This is a genomic window from Kribbella sp. NPDC056345 (genome assembly GCF_042262745.1).
Lineage (GTDB): Bacteria > Actinomycetota > Actinomycetes > Propionibacteriales > Kribbellaceae > Kribbella.
This window is the reverse complement of record NZ_JBHJQQ010000008.1, coordinates 109,459-126,497: the sequence shown is the minus strand read 5'-3', so window position 1 is coordinate 126,497 and position 17,039 is coordinate 109,459. Positions and strand designations below refer to the sequence as shown.

At 68.6% G+C, this 17,039-nt stretch carries 14 protein-coding genes; 7 read left to right on the top strand and 7 right to left on the bottom strand.

Annotated features, from left to right (window positions below):
- Positions 1–2: 2 nt before the first annotated feature.
- Positions 3–2,363, bottom strand: coding sequence for a hypothetical protein (locus ACFCV3_RS27210; protein ID WP_376034455.1), 2,361 nt, complete (start codon positions 2,361–2,363; stop codon positions 3–5).
- Between the two features lie 150 nt (positions 2,364–2,513).
- Complete coding sequence (locus ACFCV3_RS27205) at positions 2,514–2,753, bottom strand: mycoredoxin (RefSeq protein ID WP_376034453.1); 240 nt, start codon at positions 2,751–2,753, stop codon at positions 2,514–2,516.
- Between the two features lie 100 nt (positions 2,754–2,853).
- Between ACFCV3_RS27205 and ACFCV3_RS27200 the strand changes: the two genes are divergently transcribed.
- A complete protein-coding gene (locus ACFCV3_RS27200; RefSeq protein ID WP_376034451.1) occupies positions 2,854–4,962 on the top strand; it encodes a UvrD-helicase domain-containing protein in 2,109 nt (702 codons plus the stop codon).
- Here ACFCV3_RS27200 and ACFCV3_RS27195 read toward each other — a convergent pair.
- A complete protein-coding gene (locus tag ACFCV3_RS27195) occupies positions 4,959–5,837 on the bottom strand; it encodes an AraC family transcriptional regulator N-terminal domain-containing protein (RefSeq protein ID WP_376034449.1) in 879 nt (292 codons plus the stop codon). The genes ACFCV3_RS27200 and ACFCV3_RS27195 overlap by 4 nt on opposite strands.
- Before the next feature lie 90 nt (positions 5,838–5,927).
- Between ACFCV3_RS27195 and ACFCV3_RS27190 the strand changes: the two genes are divergently transcribed.
- The 4 genes from ACFCV3_RS27190 (at position 5,928) to ACFCV3_RS27175 (ending at position 8,189) form a co-directional block, all read left to right on the top strand.
- Entirely contained in the window at positions 5,928–6,251 is a 324-nt protein-coding gene (locus ACFCV3_RS27190) for a putative quinol monooxygenase (protein ID WP_376034447.1), read from the top strand.
- Positions 6,244–7,176, top strand: a complete 933-nt coding sequence (locus ACFCV3_RS27185) for an alpha/beta hydrolase (RefSeq protein ID WP_376034445.1) — start codon at positions 6,244–6,246, stop codon at positions 7,174–7,176. Before ACFCV3_RS27190 ends, ACFCV3_RS27185 begins: the two co-directional genes overlap by 8 nt.
- 360 nt (positions 7,177–7,536) lie before the next feature.
- Entirely contained in the window at positions 7,537–7,731 is a 195-nt protein-coding gene (locus ACFCV3_RS27180) for a hypothetical protein (protein ID WP_376034443.1), read from the top strand.
- A gap of 170 nt (positions 7,732–7,901) precedes the next feature.
- On the top strand, positions 7,902–8,189 hold the full coding sequence (locus ACFCV3_RS27175; RefSeq protein ID WP_132407629.1) for a WhiB family transcriptional regulator: 288 nt from the start codon (positions 7,902–7,904) through the stop codon (positions 8,187–8,189).
- A 373-nt stretch (positions 8,190–8,562) separates the two neighbouring features.
- Here ACFCV3_RS27175 and ACFCV3_RS27170 read toward each other — a convergent pair whose 3' ends face one another.
- From ACFCV3_RS27170 to ACFCV3_RS27160, 3 genes are all read right to left on the bottom strand, one after another.
- On the bottom strand, positions 8,563–9,090 hold the full coding sequence (locus ACFCV3_RS27170) for an NUDIX hydrolase (protein WP_376034441.1): 528 nt from the start codon (positions 9,088–9,090) through the stop codon (positions 8,563–8,565).
- A 176-nt stretch (positions 9,091–9,266) separates the two neighbouring features.
- A complete protein-coding gene (locus ACFCV3_RS27165) occupies positions 9,267–10,592 on the bottom strand; it encodes an ABC1 kinase family protein (protein WP_376034439.1) in 1,326 nt (441 codons plus the stop codon).
- 131 nt (positions 10,593–10,723) lie between these two features.
- Positions 10,724–10,882 (bottom strand): DUF5679 domain-containing protein, encoded by a 159-nt coding sequence (locus tag ACFCV3_RS27160; protein WP_012922897.1) that lies wholly within the window; start codon positions 10,880–10,882, stop codon positions 10,724–10,726.
- A 521-nt stretch (positions 10,883–11,403) separates the two neighbouring features.
- On the opposite strand from ACFCV3_RS27160, the gene ACFCV3_RS27155 reads away from it, so the two are divergent.
- Together ACFCV3_RS27155 and ACFCV3_RS27150 are read left to right on the top strand one after the other, a co-directional pair.
- Positions 11,404–11,940: a M48 family metallopeptidase gene (locus ACFCV3_RS27155; RefSeq protein ID WP_132407623.1), complete on the top strand. Its 537-nt coding sequence runs from the start codon at positions 11,404–11,406 to the stop codon at positions 11,938–11,940.
- A gap of 220 nt (positions 11,941–12,160) precedes the next feature.
- A complete protein-coding gene (locus tag ACFCV3_RS27150) occupies positions 12,161–14,344 on the top strand; it encodes an MMPL family transporter (RefSeq protein WP_376034436.1) in 2,184 nt (727 codons plus the stop codon).
- Between the two features lie 21 nt (positions 14,345–14,365).
- On the opposite strand, the gene ACFCV3_RS27145 is transcribed toward ACFCV3_RS27150, so the two are convergent.
- Positions 14,366–16,984, bottom strand: a complete 2,619-nt coding sequence (locus ACFCV3_RS27145) for a tetratricopeptide repeat protein (protein ID WP_376034434.1) — start codon at positions 16,982–16,984, stop codon at positions 14,366–14,368.
- Positions 16,985–17,039 lie beyond the last annotated feature (55 nt).

Below are 17,039 nucleotides of genomic sequence, written 5' to 3'. Positions count from 1 at the left end.
TCTCACCGCCCCACGTTGGAGATCGCTGCGGCGAAGCGGATCAGGATTCCTTCCCAGTACTCCACCTGGCCGGCCCTCTCGAGTGTCCGGAGCTTCCGGTCCACTGCGACCACGTAGGCCCCGTGGCTGGGCCACTCTGCCTCGGCGTCCGGCAGCACGTCGGTGAGCGTGCAGCCGTACTCCAGGAAGCGGTTCAGCACGTGGCTGTTGATGTTGCCGGTCCAGACGTTGGTCCGGACGTCCGACTTGGGACACGGGTCGACCGGTGGCTTGTACGACGCCAGGTTGGTCGGAATGGTCCAGCCGTCCAGGCGCAGCAACGAGTAGTACGTGCCGTCCGGTCCTTCCGTGAGCCGGTTGAGACCGTGGTCGCGGAGGATGGTCGACGTCCCGCTGAGGCCGTCCAGCACGAACAACCGCCCGCCGGAGACGCCGTACAGGTAGCCGTCGCGCCAGGACAGTGCACCGTCGTGACCGGTGAGGCGTCCGGAGAAGACCGTGTACGTGCGCAGGATCGCGCCCGTGGTCTTGTTGGCCACGAACACGTTGCCGTCTGCCAGACCCCAGATGTTGCCGTCCGGTCCGATGGTCAGCTCGTTGATGCTGGCCGCGCCCGGTACCGGTACGACGTCTGCCGTCACCGCTCCGGTTGCTGGGTCCACCTTGATCAGGTGAGCCTCAGTGGCCCGTGGCTCGGTGCCCTGGCCACCTTCGATGGCGGATCCGGCCCACACGTCGGTGCCGACCGGGAGGAGGCTGGCGATCGACTGGTCGGGCACCAGATGCCGGTAGACCTTGTGCGTGTTGCTGGGTACGTCGTACACCGTGATCGCGCCGCCGTATTCGCCGTACCCGGGCGTGGTGCCGACGTACACGCTGTTGCCGGACGGTACGACGGCGAACGGGCGGTTCTGGTGGTCACTGTCGACCAGGCTGAACAGCACCTTCGGATTGGTCGGGCTCTCCGGTAGTGCGGTGTCCCACTGCTGCAGCCGGCCGTACGGGTAGATGCCGACCCACATCTTGCTGCCGGTGCCCCAGGACCAGCCCTCGACCTGCCCCTGGCGTGCAGTGACGGTGGCCTTGCCGGTAGCGGGGTCGTAGTACGACGTGGAGCCGTTCAGGTAGGCGTTGACGTACACCCGGCCCGTGGCTGGGTCGGCGATCGCGTGCTGGAGCGCCACGGGTACGTACTGGAACGGTGAGCTCCACTGCGCGAGTGTGCGGGCCACGGGGTCGTAGCGGAACGTTCCACCGGAGTAGTTGCCTGTGAGGCCGTAGAGGATCTGCTGGCCGTTCTCGGTCACCCAGCCGTAGCCGATGGCCGCTCCACGGGTCATCCGGAGCGGCGGGTTCGTCACCGTACCGACGGTGTTCGTGTCGAGGTCGTAGCGCATCAGGTTGAGCGTGGTCGCGGTGGTGAAGTACACGCCACCCGGACCGCCGCCGGAGACGCCACGAGCTGCGAGTGGATAGGTCAGGACCAGGCCGCCGGTCGCGGCGTCGGTGAACTTGACCTGCTCGAAGGTGACCGCGTCGACGACCGTCAGCTTGCCGCTGACGTTCGCGAACACCCGTCCGCTCGCATAGTCGAGGTCGACGATCTCTCCACCGACCAGGCTCGCCGGAGTCACGTTCTGGATCGCTCCGGTGGCCAGGTCGATGCGGAGCAGCTTGGCGACCGGTGTGGCGATGCCGACGAACAGTGCGTTGTGGTCGGGGTCGTAGACAGTCGACCGCGCGTACTGCTGCACCGGGTCGAGTGAGCCGTAGTCGGTGACCTGTGCGGTGGCGGCGTCGTACTTGAAGGCGTGCGCGTTCGGGTACGTGCCGCCGTAGACGTTGCCGTTCCCGTCGGCGGTGAGGCCGTAGATGAACGACTCACCGGTGATCGGGCGGCCCAGGTCGGTGACCACGGCCGTCACGGGGTCGAAGCGGTAGAGGCGGGCGTTCGGATAGGTACCGACGTACAGCCTGCCGTCGCTGGCGATGACGATCCCCCACGCGCCGGCTGCACCGGGCAGTGGCACGGTGTGCAGGAGCTGACGGCTGTGGACGTCGACAACGTTCAGATTGGCGTTCTCACCGGCCGGTACGGCGTACACGACGTCACGGCCGTCCGGCGTGCGGCCGACGGTCCCCTCCATCACGGTGAGCGAGCTGATCGGGGCACCGAGGTTGGTGATCGGATCCGGGGCGATTGTGCGCCGGCCGGTATCGGGGCGTTCCGGCCCGACCTCGGACGGGAACGGGTCCGGTCGCCCGGCGGGTGGAGCGGCTGTGCCGGCCGGTGTGAACAAACAGCTGATTACGGCCAGGACCGCTAAGAACAGGACAGGTCGGAAGAGACGACGCGGAATCATGGCGGATCTCCCTGCGGCGTAGTTCCTTCGAAGGTAAAACGGCCATGACCGTAAGTCCATGGCTCGGCCACCTTCCGGCCCGCAGGGGCCGAAAATGCGTCGCGGCGCCTACCCCAAGGGGCAGACGCCGCGATTGCGGGCTAGGGCGGATCAGGCGATGAGCTTCTCCGCGACCTGGGCGACCGACGGGTTCGTCAGCGCGCTGCCGTCGGCGAAGACCACGGTCGGGACCGTCTGGTTGCCGCGGTTGATCTTCTCGATCAGCTTCGCGGCCTCCGGGACCTGCTCGATGTCGACCTCGGTGAACTCGATCCCAGCCCGCTTGAGCTGGCCCTTCAGGCGGTGGCAGTAGCCACACCAGGGCGTCGAGTACATCGTCACGGCCGCCATCTTCGGTCTCCTTCAGCAGTGGGCGCGGAATCTGTCCGGCGACCCGTCTAGGGTTGCTCTCGACGTAGCCCAACCACGCCGTAGGCGGTGCTGTTCCCGTATGACCCAGTCCGTGAGTGACTTCACACGATCAAGCGCGCCCGATGATCTGCTGGCGGCGCTCGATCCGGAGCAGCGTGCGGTTGCGACCGCGCTGCACGGGTCGGTCGTGGTGATGGCGGGGGCCGGGACCGGGAAGACGCGCGCGATCACCCACCGCATCGCGTACGGGGTGCGCACCGGGACGTTCGACCCGGTCCGGGTGCTCGCGGTGACGTTCACCCAGCGAGCCGCCGGGGAGATGCGTGGCCGGCTCGCGCAGCTCGGGGTCGAGGGGGTGCAGGCGCGCACGTTCCACTCCGCGGCGCTGCGGCAGGCGCGCTGGTTCTGGCCCAAGGTGTACGGCGGTGAGCTGCCCCCGATCGCGGACCGGAAGTTCCCGCTGCTCACCGAGGCCGCCTCCCGCTGCCGGGTCCGGGTCGACACCCCGGCCCTGCGCGACCTGGCCGGTGAGGTCGAGTGGGCCAAGGTCAGCAACGTGCGGCCCGACGACTACGCGCGGCTGGCCCCGAAGTCCGGCCGGGCACTGGCCGCCTTCGACCCGGCCACGATCGGGAAGATCTTCGCGTCGTACGAGGACGTGAAGCTCGAGCGCGGGCGGATCGACCTGGAGGACGTCCTGCTCTGCGCGGTCGCGCTGCTCGCCGAGGACGAGCGGGTCGCGGCCGAGATCCGCCGGCAGTACCGGACCTTCGTCGTCGACGAGTACCAGGACGTCAGCCCGCTGCAGCAGAGCCTGCTCGACCTGTGGCTCGGCGGCCGCGAGGACGTCTGTGTGGTCGGCGACCCGGCCCAGACCATCTACTCCTGGGCCGGTGCCGAGCCGGAGAATCTGGTCCGCTTCGCCTCCCGGCATCCGAACGCGACAGTGATCAAGCTGGTCCGGGACTACCGGTCCACGCCACAGATCGTCGACGTGGCGAACAAGATCCTCGACGCGGCCGGTCCGGCCGGGCTGCCCGGGCGGGTCACGCTGCGGTCGCAGCGGGAGCCAGGCCCGGCGCCGGTCTATCGCGAGTACTCCGACGAGGTCGCCGAGGCGGATGCGGTCGCGCGGGCGGTGGTGCGGCTGAAGGACGAGGGCGTGCAGCTGCGGGACATCGCCGTACTGTTCCGGACCAACGCCCAGTCGGAGAACTTCGAGCAGGCGCTGGCCGAGCGGAAGATCCCGACTGTGCTGAAGGGCGCCGAGCGGTTCTTCGAGCGCCCCGAGATCCGCAAGGCCGCGGTGCTGCTGCGCGGCCAGGCCAAGGCCGGTGACCTGTCCGACGACCTCGTCGAGACGGTGACCGGCGTACTGGGTGGAGCCGGGTGGACTGCCGAGGCTCCGAGCGGTGTCGGTGCGGTCCGGGATCGCTGGGAGTCGTTGAGTGCTCTGGTCACGATGACCTCCGACTTCGCGGCGGCGAATCCGGAGGCCGGGCTGACCGACCTGATGGTCGAGCTGGACCGGCGGGCGTCGATCCAGCATGCGCCGGTCGCCGAGGGCGTCACGCTGGCGACGCTGCACGCCGCCAAGGGGCTGGAGTGGGAGTGCGTCTTCATCGTCGGCGCCCACGAGGGCATCCTGCCGATCAGCTACGCCCAGACGCCCGGGCAGGTGGAGGAGGAGCGCCGCCTGTTCTACGTAGGGGTGACGCGGGCCAAGCAGCAGCTGTTCGTCAGCTGGTCGACCTCACGGTCGCCTGGCGGCCGGGGGACCCGCGGCCCGACCCGGTTCCTGGATCCGATCGGTGTCCGGACGACCCGGCAGCCGGTGTGGGAGCCGACGACCGACCGGGCCGAGCGGGTGGCGCGGTCCGGCCGCCCGATCCCGAAGTGCCGGGTCTGCGGCCGCGGTCTGCTCGACCCGGGTGCCCGCAAGCTCGGCCGCTGCGAGGACTGCCCGTCGAACATCGACCAGAAGCTGTACGACGCGCTGCTCGCCTGGCGGACCGAGCAGGCCGAGTCCGAGAAGATGCCGGCGTTCGTCATCCTGACCGACGCGACGCTGACCGCGATCGCCGAGACCCGGCCGGCCGACGAGCTGGAGCTGCGCCGGATCCCGGGGATCGGCCACACCAAACTGACCAAGTACGGTGAGCAGATCCTGGTCATCTGCACCCGCTAGGCCAGACTGTGCTTCTTTTCAAAGAGGTCCTGGCTGGGCGGTACGCCGTACTGGCGCCGGTACTCGCGGCTGAACTGGGACGCACTGTCGTAGCCGACCCGGTGCGCGACGGTCGCGATGTCCCGCGGCTGTGAGGCGAGCAGCAGCCGCGCCTCCTGCAGACGCACCTGCTTCTGGAACTGGATCGGGCTCAGCGCCGTGACGGTCTGGAAGTGCCGGTAGAACCCGGACGGGCTCATCCCGCTGAGCTTGGCCAGGTCCTCGACCCGGAACTGCTCGGCGTAGTTGTCTCGGATCCACCGCGCGGCCTTGGTGATGTGGTTCATGCTGCTGTCGGCCAGCCCCAACTGCCGGACGGCCGCGCCCTGCTCGCCGGTGATCAGGTGCCAGTGGATCTCCCGCTTGAGCATCGGTGCCAGCACGGCCTGGTCCCGCGGCCGCTCGAGCAGCCGGACGATCCGGACCAGGCTGTCCAGCAGCTCGTCGGTGAGCTTGCCGACCGCGATGCCCGGCACCGGCACGGCCGGTGGGCGGGGGAGATCACCGGGGCCGGCATGCAGCAGCAGATCCGCGATCAGAGCCGGATCGAGCACGAGCGCCATCCCGAGCGCCGGTTCCTGGATGGTCGCGTCGACGAAATGCCCGCTGACCGGCAGATCCACGGAGGCGACCAGGTAGTCGCCCGGCCGATAAAGATGCACCCGCTCACCGACGGTCAGCCGCTTGGCCCCCTCGACCAGCACCGCCATCACCACCCCCGACATCGACGGAGACGGCGGCCCCGACCGCTCGATCTTCGCGATGTGCAGACCGTCGATCGCGGTCGTCTCGTCCGGCCGGACATGCCGACGGAGCAGCGACCGAAGCTCATCCATAGCCCGATTTCACCGCACGTTGGAGGATCGTGCAAGGAATCGGAAGTTTCTCCCTACCTGGTCGCCGAAATCGACGATCGAATAGGACTCATGAACGCAACCTACGGTTTTACCTCCACCGTCACCGCCAGGCCCGGGATGGGCGACCAGCTCGTCAAGGTGCTGCTGACCGCCCTCGACGAGGGCAACCCCGCCTCGACCGAGTACTGCGTGACCTTCCTGATCTCCCAGTCGGCCGCCAACCCCGACCTGATCCACGTCGCCGAGGGCTGGACCTCCGAGGAGGACCACCATCGCGTCTTCGCCGGACCCGCGGCCCAGGCGATCGTCGCCCGGACACAGGAGCTGGCCGCGGACGCGACGCCGTACACCGATTTCGTCCCGCGCGGCGGCAAAGCCGACTTCGATGCTTGATCCCGAACTGCAGGAACTCCTCAGCGACTTCCCGCTCGTCACCGAGGTCACCGCGGAGATGCTGCCGATCATGCGGCAGGCGTCCGCCGTACCGGTCGAGCCGCTGCTGGCCGGTCGCGCCATCTCGCGGCGCGAGGTGACCGCCACCGCCTCCGACGGTTCCGACCTTCCGATGACAGTCCTCGGCCCGGCCGAGCCGGCTCCCGGTGCAGCGTGCATCTACTGGCTGCACGGCGGCGGGATGATCCTCGGCGACCGGTTCTCCCAGCTCGACATCCCGCTGGAATGGATCGAGAGGCTCGGCGTCGTCGTGGTCACCGCCGACTACCGCCTGGCCCCCGAAGTGACTGGCATGACTCCGGTCGACGACGCCTACCAGGGACTGCTCTGGGTCGAGAAGCACGCCGAGGAGCTCGGCATCGACCCGAGCCGGCTGGTCGTCGCCGGGATCTCCGCCGGTGGCGGACTCGCGGCGGGTGTGGCGCTGATGGCCCGCGACCTCGGCGGGCCCGCGATCGCGGCGCAACTCCTCATCTGCCCGATGCTCGACCACCGCAACAACTCCACCTCCAGCCTCCAGTACGCCGGTCAGCCCGGGATCTGGACGCATGAGACCAATCGGTTCGCGTGGAACGCCGTACTCGGAGATCTGCCGGTCGATCGCGTCCCGGCCTACGTCTCCCCGGCGCTGGCGACAGACCTGACTGGTCTACCGACGACGTACGTCGATGCCGGCAGCGCCGAGGTCTTCCGCGACGAGGACGTCGAGTATGCGAGCCGGATCTGGGCAGCCGGCGGCCAGGCGGAGCTGCACGTGTGGGCCGGTGGCTTCCACGGTTTCGACGCGGTGTTCCCGGACGCGGCGCTGTCCGTCGCGGCCCGCGCGGCCCGCAGTCGCTGGCTGGCCGGGGTGCTCGGTGCTTGATTGCCTGTTCGTGCAAGGTGGCCTAATTGTGTTGCCACGCTGGTCCGCCGGGGCGCATGGTTGAGGTTGTGCGTCCTGTTCTGCTGCTGGCAGACAAGGCATATAGGTGACAGAGGCAACGATCTCGGAGCGTGCGTCCGGCGCCCCGGAGCGTGGTGGGAACCTGTCGCGGCAGCCGGATCCGGTCACCGTGGCGGCAACTTCCGGCCAACTTCCCGAACATGCCAATAAATAGTTTGCGGGCTCCGAGGGGATGCGCGTACTGTTCTTTCTGCGGTCGAAGTCTGACCGAAAACTTCAAACCAACACAGCGATCGAGCCACCGCTTGCTTCGCCACAACGAGAGGAGGTGCCTGGGAAATGTCGAACATCACCAAGAAGCCGTTCAGCAACGCTGCCGCGCTGCCGTGCGCCCTGATCCCGGGTGCCTCGCCGCGCCTGCACGGCACGTCCGTTGTGCTCATGGCTGTCAGCCCTGTCCAGATCAAGGGCGGAGCTGTCGGCGATGTGAAGTACGGCGAATCGGGTTCTCGAGCATGGAGTCCACCGGTCTGACAGACGAGTCAGACCCGGCACCTCCAGGCCGCGGAACCCACAAAGGGTCCCGCGGCCCTTTTGTTTGTCCAGGAGCGTCATTGAAGAACCAAGTTTGGCGGTCAGCAACCGCGGACCGTCTCCGACGACAAAAGACCAGCAGCACCGAAAGTCACTGGGAGGTGACCGGAATGAGCGTGAGCTTCCTCGACATCTTCAACGAGGTCGCATCGTCGCAGGACCTGCCCTGTCGGTCCTACGCACCGGAACTCTTCTTCGCCGAATCGCCGGCGGACGTCGAGTACGCAAAGTCTCTGTGTTCCACCTGCCCCCTCCAGGCCGAGTGCCTGGCCGGAGCGCTCGAGCGCTCGGAGCCGTGGGGTGTGTGGGGCGGACAGTTGTTCGTCCAGGGCGTGGTCGTTGCCCGCAAGCGTCCCCGTGGACGCCCCCGCAAGAGCGACACCACCACCGCCGCCTGACGACCCAGATCCGAATCGAGACACCAGACCATGAAGCACCAGATTTCCCACAGGAGCCTTGAAATGCATTTACTTCACGAAGATCTCGCCCGTGCTCATCAACGGTCGACGCTGAACGACGCGGAGCAGAACCGGCGCTTCCGCCTGGCTCACCGAATTGAGCGGGCGCAGAAGCAGGCCGAGCGGGCCAGCAGGCGAGCGGAGAGGGCCAGCGCACGCGCGCGCCTCGCACTCGCTCGCCTCGTCTGAAACACACAACTGAAGCCCGCCCGGCCGGTCCGCCAGGAGGACCGGCTCGGCAGGCAGCACGACAGCCTGACCAGCTGAACGATCGAAGGGCGACACCTCAGGGGGGTGCCGCCCTTCGGCACGTCTACCGTCGCTGCAGGAGGGCCTGCTGGAGGCCGACCAGGGTGATGCCGCTGACGATCTCGCCGTTCGCGATCATCGCCGGTACGTCGGTCAGCCGGATCCACTCGATCCGGTCGGACTCGTTGCGCTCGATCGGCTCGCCGATCCGGGTGGCCGTGGTCGCGTGGAAGACGTGATGGATCGCATCCATGATCCCGGCGCCCGGCTGGGAACGGATCAGGTGGGTCAGCGGCCCGGGCCGCCAGCCGGTCTCCTCCTCGACCTCGCGGGCCGCCGCGTCGATCGGTGTCTCGCCGGCCTCGACGATGCCCATCGGCAGTTCCCAGGCCCACGTGTCGGTGAGGAAGCGGTGCCGCCACATCATCAGCACCCGGCCCTCAGCATCCGTGACGACGGCGGCGGCGACGTCCGCGAGCCGGACGGCGTGGTAGTCGACGCGGCGGCCGTCGGGCTGCTCCACGTCCAGCCGCCGGACGCTCAGCCAAGGATTGCCCCAGACTTCTAGTTCCTCGTGGATCCGCCAGCGCACGGGGTGCACACTACTGCCATGGCAAGTGCGATCTGCGCGTTATGTGGCCGGCAGGCCGAGTCCGAGGACGTGCCGCTGACCTGGGCGACCTCGGTCGAGAACGGCCGCAAACTTCACTACTGCGACGTGTGCGCCCGCGAGAACGTCCGCGGGATCGAGGGCAAGCTCGACTCCGTCTACTGGTGAGCTTCTGACTCGGCGAAGCCGGGCAGCAGCTCCTCGAGCACCGACCGGAACGGCGCTTCCGCCTCCAGCTGGGACAGCACGGCCATGCCGCCGATCCAGACCCGATGGATCAGCAGGTACGACGGTGGCAGGTTGAGCTTGAAGGCCAGCGTGGCGTTGGGGGAGCGGAAGTCGCTGGTCCGGTTCGCCTGCGCGCGCATCCAGGCCCGGTTGAACTGGAAGGTCGTGTCCCGGGCCGGCTCCGCGAACGGCGCCAGGTAGTCCATCAGCTGCTCGGGGTCGATCTCCATCCGCGGCTTGATGAACCCCTCGGCCACCAGCCCGTCGTGGATCGCCGGGCCGTCGCCGGTGAGCGAGAGTCGCAGCAGCCGCCCGATCGCCGGGGGCAGGCCTTCGGGAAGCCGTGCGCACAGCCCGAAGTCGACCACACCGAGCCGTCCGTCCGGCATCACCCGGTAGTTGCCGGGATGTGGGTCCGAGTGCAGCAGGCCGGCGTACTTGGGTCCGCTGAAGAGGAACCGCGCGTACTTCAGGCCGATCTCGTCGCGCTGCTTCTTGGTGCCGTTGGTGATGAACGACGAGAGGGGCTTGCCCTCGATCCACTCCGACACGATCACCGTCGGGGAGTGCTTGATGACCCGCGGTACGACGAACTCGTCGTGATCCTTGAAGGCATCGGCGTACTGCTGCTGTGCCTGGGCCTCGCGGTCGTAGTCGAGCTCTTCCCCGATCCGCTCCTGCAGCTCCGCGACGAGCGGCTTCATGTCCATGCCGGGGACCAGAGCCCCGAACGAGCGGGCGAACCGGCCGAGCTGCTTCAGGTCGGCACGCAGCGCCTCGGCGGCACCCGGATACTGCAGCTTGACCGCGACCTCACGGCCGTCCTTCAGCGTGCCGCGGTGCACCTGGCCGATTGACGCCGCGGCAGCGGGCTTGTCGCTGAACTCGGTGAACCGGTCCCGCCAGCGCTTGCCGAGCTCCCGGGACAGGATCGTGTCCACGGTCGAGATCGGCATCGGTGGTGCGGAGTCCTGCAGCTTGGTCAGCGTGGCCCGGTACGGCGCCGCGAGCTCCTCGGGCATGGCCGCTTCCATCAGGCTCAGCATCTGCCCGAACTTCATCGCGCCGCCCTTGAGCTCACCCAGGACGGAGAACAGTTGCTCGGCGGTCCGGCGCTGGAACTCGGCGAGCACGGCCTCGGCCGGCGCACCGCCGATCCGCTTGCCCAGCCCGACCGTGGCCCGGCCCGCGGCGCCCAGCGGCAGGCTGGCGAGTTTCGCGGTCCGGCTCAGCGCTTTGCGGGGGAGGTCCGACACGTTCCCATTCTGTCGGGTCGCCCAAGCCGCCCGGTCGCCGGGGCCGTCCCTAGCCGATCGTGCCGGCTACGAACGGCGTCGGGGCGGTGACGGACCGTGTTCGGCCAGTCACCGCCCCGCAGCGTGGTACGTCAGGCCTTGCCGAGGATCCGGTTCAGGTTCGTACCGCACTCGGGGCACTTGGCCTTGGCCATGCGCGTGCCCTTGTCGTTGACCTTGACCTCGCCGTCGGCGGTGCGCTTGGCCTTGCACTTGACGCAGTAGAACTCGCCGCTCCAGGTCTCTGCCATGAGGGCCCTCTCCTTGGTTCTGAAATCAGCCCGGGGTTGTCACCGAGCCGGTCGTGGATGCTAACGGCAGACCTTCCTGCCGTAGGCCGTTCGGCCCAATCGGGATTCACCCTACGGCCTTCTGACGCCTGCTCAAGCCCACTCCGCCGCCGGAGTGCCGCTCGGGGCCGCCTGGGAAAACCCTTTCCAAGAAAACCGGGAGAACGGAACAGGCCCCCGGGAGTCCTCCTCCGTAACCGCTCGGCTTCCCCTCCGGGCGGCTCCGGAGGAGGTCCGGGAGCCTGTTGAGGACGACGCTAGGAGGTACCCGCCACAACCACAAGCCCGTGTTGTCCACCCCTGTGGATAACGCTGTGAGCAAGCTGTGGGGCGCGCCGACCAGCACTGTGGACAGGTGGGGGAACAAGGTGTGAACAACCGGAATCGCGAGGCCCCAGAACTGGCGTCTGACCTGCGAAAACGTCGATGCACAGGATGTGGACCGAAGAAAGTTGCCGGATTCTGCGGGTAGTTTTTGACTCATGGCCGAATCCCCGCCGCGCCCGATCCCGCCGTACGTGGACATCCGCCGCAGCAAGCGGCGCAAGCGGACCGTCAGCGCCTATCGCGACGGCGAGCGGGTGATCGTGCTGATGCCGGACCGGCTCTCGGCCGCCGAGGAGGCGCGCTGGGTGGAGACCATGCTCGCGCGGCTCGACAAGCAGCGCAGCCGCTCCCGCGTGTCGGACGAAAAATTGTTGGCCAGAGCACACGAACTCGCGTGTCGCCACCTCCCCGAAGTGCCCGAACCTGCGTCCGTGAGGTGGGTTTCGAACCAAAACAGACGGTGGGGATCCTGTACTCCGGCGGACCGGTCGATCCGGTTGTCGACCCGTCTGCAGTCGATGCCGGCCTGGGTCCTCGACTACGTCCTGGTCCACGAGCTGGCCCATCTGATCGAGCCGGCGCACAACGCGGCCTTCTGGGCGCTGGTCCACCGCTACCCCAAGGCCGAGCGCGCCGAGGGGTACCTCGAAGGGGTCTCCGCGGCCTCTTCGCTGGACCTCGAGGACTTCTGAGTCACCCCTCGGACAGTGATCATCTGATCACTCTGTGTAGTTTCGGCGTCCCTTAGGGGGTTACCCCCAGGGGTCGGGGTGGGGCTGCCCTCAGGGGCGGTTCGGTGGTTACCTGCATATCGCCGGGGGGTCCGCACCGACCAGGCTTCTACCCGTAGCCAGCGCCGTGCCAGGTGCGCTGGGTGGGGCGCCTGAGGGGGCGCAGAGGGCGAGGGACGGTATGGCCAGGGGACAGATCACGGTGCGGGTGGCGCGCTGGAGTGCCACCCATCCGTGGCGGGCGATCGCGATGTGGGTGGCCGTGGTGATCGCCTGTTTCGCGGTCGGTCAGGTGACCGGCACGAACAAGGCCGACGGGGACGGCGACATCGGTGAGACGACGCGGTCGCAGCAGATCGTCAAGGACGGCAACTTCGCCGACCCGGACGTGGAGAGCGTGCTGATCACCGCGCACTCCGGGACACTCGACCAGGCGGAGGCCGCCAAGGCGGCCGGCGTCGTGATCCAGCGGATGCGCGCCCTCGGTGGGGTCGCGGACGTCTCGCAGCCGATGCCCTCGCCGAACAAGGACGCACTGATCGTCCGGGTGACGCTGAAGGACGGTGACGAGGACTCACGGGTCCAGCCGCTGCTCGACACCACGGCACAGATCCAGCAGCAGTACCCACAGCTCCGGATCGAGGAGGTCGGTGGGCTGTCCATCGGGCAGGCGCTGGAGAAGACCCTCGGTGAGGACTTCAAACGCGCTGAGCTCTTCAGCCTGCCGGTGACACTGGCGATCCTCCTGATCGCGTTCGGCGCGCTGATCGCCGCCTCGGTGCCACTGTTGCTCGCGCTGTCGGCGGTGGCCGCAGCGATCGGGCTCTCCGCGGCCGCATCACAGCTGGTGCCCGCGGTCGACGCGGCCAACAGCGTCATCCTGCTGATCGGGATGGCGGTCGGTGTCGACTACTCGCTGTTCTACCTCCGCCGCGAACGCGAGGAGCGCGCGAAGGGCCGCGGCCACGTCGACGCGGTCGAGATCGCCGCGGCCACCTCCGGGCACGCGGTCGTCGTCTCCGGTACGGCGGTGATCATCTCGATGGCCGGGTTGTTCCTGGCGCGGGACTCGGTGTTCTCGTCGTTCGCAGTCGGCTCGATCCTGGTGGTGGCGATGGCCGTCATCGGCTCGCTGACCGTGCTGCCCGCCGTACTGGCGAAGCTCGGCCGGTGGGTGGACAAGCCGCGGATCCCGCTCGTCTGGCGGCTGACCGCGAGCAAGGCGAAGCCGCGCTTCTGGCCGATGGTGCTCAAGCCGGCCCTGAAGTACCCGATGGCCACCCTGCTCGTCGCGGTGATCGCACTGCTCGCCGCCGCCGCACCCGCGTTGGGGATGACACTGAAGTTCCCCGGCACGGAGGATCTGCCCCGGACCACGCCGGTGATGCAGGCGTACGACCGGCTCACCGCGGCCTTCCCGAGCACCGGGACCAGCCACGAGGTTGCCATCAAGGCGCCGGTCGCCCAGTCATCCGCCGTACAGGCGGCGGTCGCTGATCTCGTGCAGCGCACGAAGACTGACAAGCTGTTCGCGCAGGACGGTCTGGAGGAGCCGCGGGTTTCCAAGGACGGCACGGTGACGGTGCTTGAGGTCGCCACGCCGTTCGAGGGTGGCAGTCAGCAGGCGCGTGACTCGCTGACCAAGCTGCGCAAGGAGCTGATGCCGCAGACCGTCGGCAAGGTGCCGGGCGCGGAGTACGCGGTCGGTGGCTTCGTGGCCGCGGACGTCGACTATGCCGCGCACACCAAGGCGAAGCTGCCACTGGTGATCGGGTTCGTGCTGCTGCTGACGATGATCGTGATGATGGTGACGTTCCGGTCGGTCGTGGTCGCGGTGACCGCGATCCTGCTCAACCTGCTGAGCGCAGGCGCGGCGTACGGGGTGGTCACGGCGGTCTTCCAGAACACCTGGGCCGAAGGGATTCTCGACTTCCGGTCGAACGGCGCAGTCGTGTCCTGGCTGCCACTGTTCCTCTTCGTGGTGCTGTTCGGGCTGTCGATGGACTACCACGTGTTCGTGGTCAGCCGGATCCGCGAAGCCGTCCTGCGCGGCGTGCCCACCAAGCAGGCCGTTGCCGAAGGCATCACCGGCTCGGCCGGCGTCGTCACCAGCGCGGCCGCTGTGATGATCGGAGTCTTCGCGGTCTTCGCAACGCTCAGCACGCTGGACATGAAGCAACTCGGTGTCGGCCTCGCGGTGGCGATCCTGATCGACGCCACGATCATCCGCGCCGTCGTCCTCCCGAGCATCATGATCCTGCTCGGCGACGCCAACTGGTGGGCCCCGCGCTGGCTACGCCCCCGCGCCAAGCACGCCACCCCACCGGCCCCGGAGCCCGAGCGCGAGCTCACCCCGGTCGGCTGACGGGTTGTCGCAGCGGGCAGATCACTCGACCCGGGTGGTCTGCCCGCGGACGCCGGTGACCGCCGGGTTGCTGAGTTCGGTGCGCAGCAGCTCGGCCTCCGGCTGGCCGAGCTGGGTGTAGAGCGCGATGGCACGCTGATAGTGGCGGAGTGCCCGGGCCGAGCGGCCGAGGGCACGATGGGCCGCACCAAGTCCTGCCTGCGCGCGGGCCTGCTGGCAGGGATCTCCGATGTCGACGGCGATCAAGTTGGCTGCGCTGTGCTGGTCGATGGCCGAGGTCGTCCGGCCGGCGGCCAGCTCAGTGGCACCGAGGCCGTTCAGAACCGACGCCTCGCCGGCTCGTTCGCCCGTCTCGCAGCAGATCGTCAGGGCTTCGCGGAAGAGCCTGACAGCTTCGTTGATGTCGCCGACGTGGTGCGAGATCTCGCCGAGGTTGTCCAGGGTCGTTGCCTCGCCGTTGCGGTGACCGAGCTGCCGGTACAGGGCCAGGGCCTGGTGCAGGTGTTCCCGGGCCGGCTGATACCGGCCGAGCCGGCCTTCCACTCCGCCCAGACTGCTCAAGGCATGAGCCTCGCTGGTCCGGTGCCCTGTTGCGCGCGCCAGCACCAGAGCCTGACGGAAATGCCCGGCGGCCTGCTCGTTGCGGCCCAGGCGCTTCTCGACCAGTCCGAGGTTCGTCAAGGTGTTGGCCTCTCCGCTGCCGTCGCCGGTCTGCCGGTAGAGGGCCAGTGCCAGCTCGTGGTGGCCGGTGGCTGCCTCGTACCGACCCAACCGGACGTTGGCGATACCGAGGTTGTGCAAGGCATGTGCCTGCCCGGCGTCGTTCCCGGCCTGCTCGTACAACCGCAGCGCGTGCTGAAGATGCTCAGCCGCCGACTTGTACCTGCCCAGCTGTGAATGAGTCGCGCCCAGGCTGGTCAGGGCCAGCGCCTGGTGATCCAGCTCTCCACTCTGTACGGCGGCGTCGTAGGCCCGAGTGTGGATCGGCAGCGCGTCCGTGGCGTAGCCCCCGGCAAGGTAGCGGGACAAGGTTGCGGCCAGCCGGATGGTGTGACCCGGCCAGCCGTGATCGGCCGCCTTGGTGGCCGCGGCCACCAGGTTCAGCCGCTCGGTGTCCAGCCAGTTGCGAGCGGCGGCCGGGTCGTTCACGCGAGGGCTCGGACCAGCGGGCGGGGGAACGCGCGGCCGGTTCTCTGCTTCGGCGGGATGCAGGGTGTTCATCGCGGCCGCGGCGACGGCCAGGTAGTGATCCAGCAGCCGGCCCAGCGCGGCACGGCGATCGGTAGGACGTTCTTCGTCGGTGGCGCGGATTCCGGCGTACGCGCGGACCAGGTCGTGGAAGGTGTAGCGGCCGGGCGCCGTCAGCTCGAGCATGTGGTCGCCGTGCAGTTGACGGACAGCGGTCTCGGCTGTCTTGAGGCTGGTGTCGCACATCGCGGCGGCCGCACACGCATCGAAGTCCTCACCTGGATGCTGTGCGAGGAGTCGCAGGAGCCGTTGCCGGTCAGCAGGCAGTTGCCGGTAGGAGACATCAAGGGCGAGTTCGACACCACTGTCGAGGCGGTCGGTGCGACAGCGTTCGTCGAGGCGCTCGGCATGGTCGGTCAAGGTCCAGCCGGCGGTCGCGCGGATCGACCCGGCCACCAGGCCGAGGGCGAGCGGAAGGTGACCGCAGCGGGCGGCGATCCGGTCGGCCGCGCGCGGATCGGATCCGGTGGGGATGTCGCCCAAGGTCTGGACGAGGAAGGTGCGGGCTTCCTCCGGCCGGAACACGTCCATGGCCAAGTGGGTCGAGCCGTGCAGGCCGGTCAGCCGGCGGCGGCTGGTGACGATCGCGAGGCATCCGGGAGCCTGCGGCAGCAACGCTTCGATCTGCTGCTCGTCGGCCGCGTTGTCCAGCAGGATCAAGGTTTTCGTCTCCCGGAGCAGTTCCCGGTACGCCGTCGCGCGGGCCGCGAGGGTGTGCGGAATCCGCCGCCCGGCGGTGCCGAGCAGCCGGAGGAACCCTTCCAGGACGGCGGCCGGATCCGCCGGCGGCTGAGCCGGATCGGGATGGAATCCACGCAGATTGACGAACAGCACTCGGTCGAACGGCTCAGTTCGCTGCAGCAGGTGGCCGGCATGGATGGCGAACTGGGTCTTGCCGACCCCGGCCATCCCCTCGATCGCCGTGATGACCACGGCCGCGCTGGTCCGCCGCCCGGACTCGACCGCGACCCGCAGCCGCTCCCACTCGGTCGCGCGTCCGGTGAACTCCGGCAGTTGCTGGGGCAACTCACCGAACACCTGGACCTGAGCGGCCGCCTGAGCCTCGCCGGAGATGACCCGGAACACCTGACGCCAGTGCGCGACGTACGCCGGATCGTCGTGCAGCGCCCCGACCACTGCCAGTGTCAGCTCGGTGTTCAGTCGCCGACGGCCGGACCGGAAAGTGTCGGCGACCGTCGTCCGCCGCGCGAGCTCGGCCGCCGGCCGCCCCGCAGCCCGCCACGCCTGGTTGATCCGCTGGGTGATCAGCTCGTACGACGGCGCGCCGGCCCAGATCTTCAAGGCCCGCAGTGCTTCGACGAGCTCCTCGACAGTGCCGATCTGCCCGGGATCGGGCGGAGCCGTGGACGTCGCAACAGGGATCCTGGCCATCTCTGCCGCAACCTTTCCGAGCCCATGGCTCAGGTTCCGACGCCCCCAGCCGAGC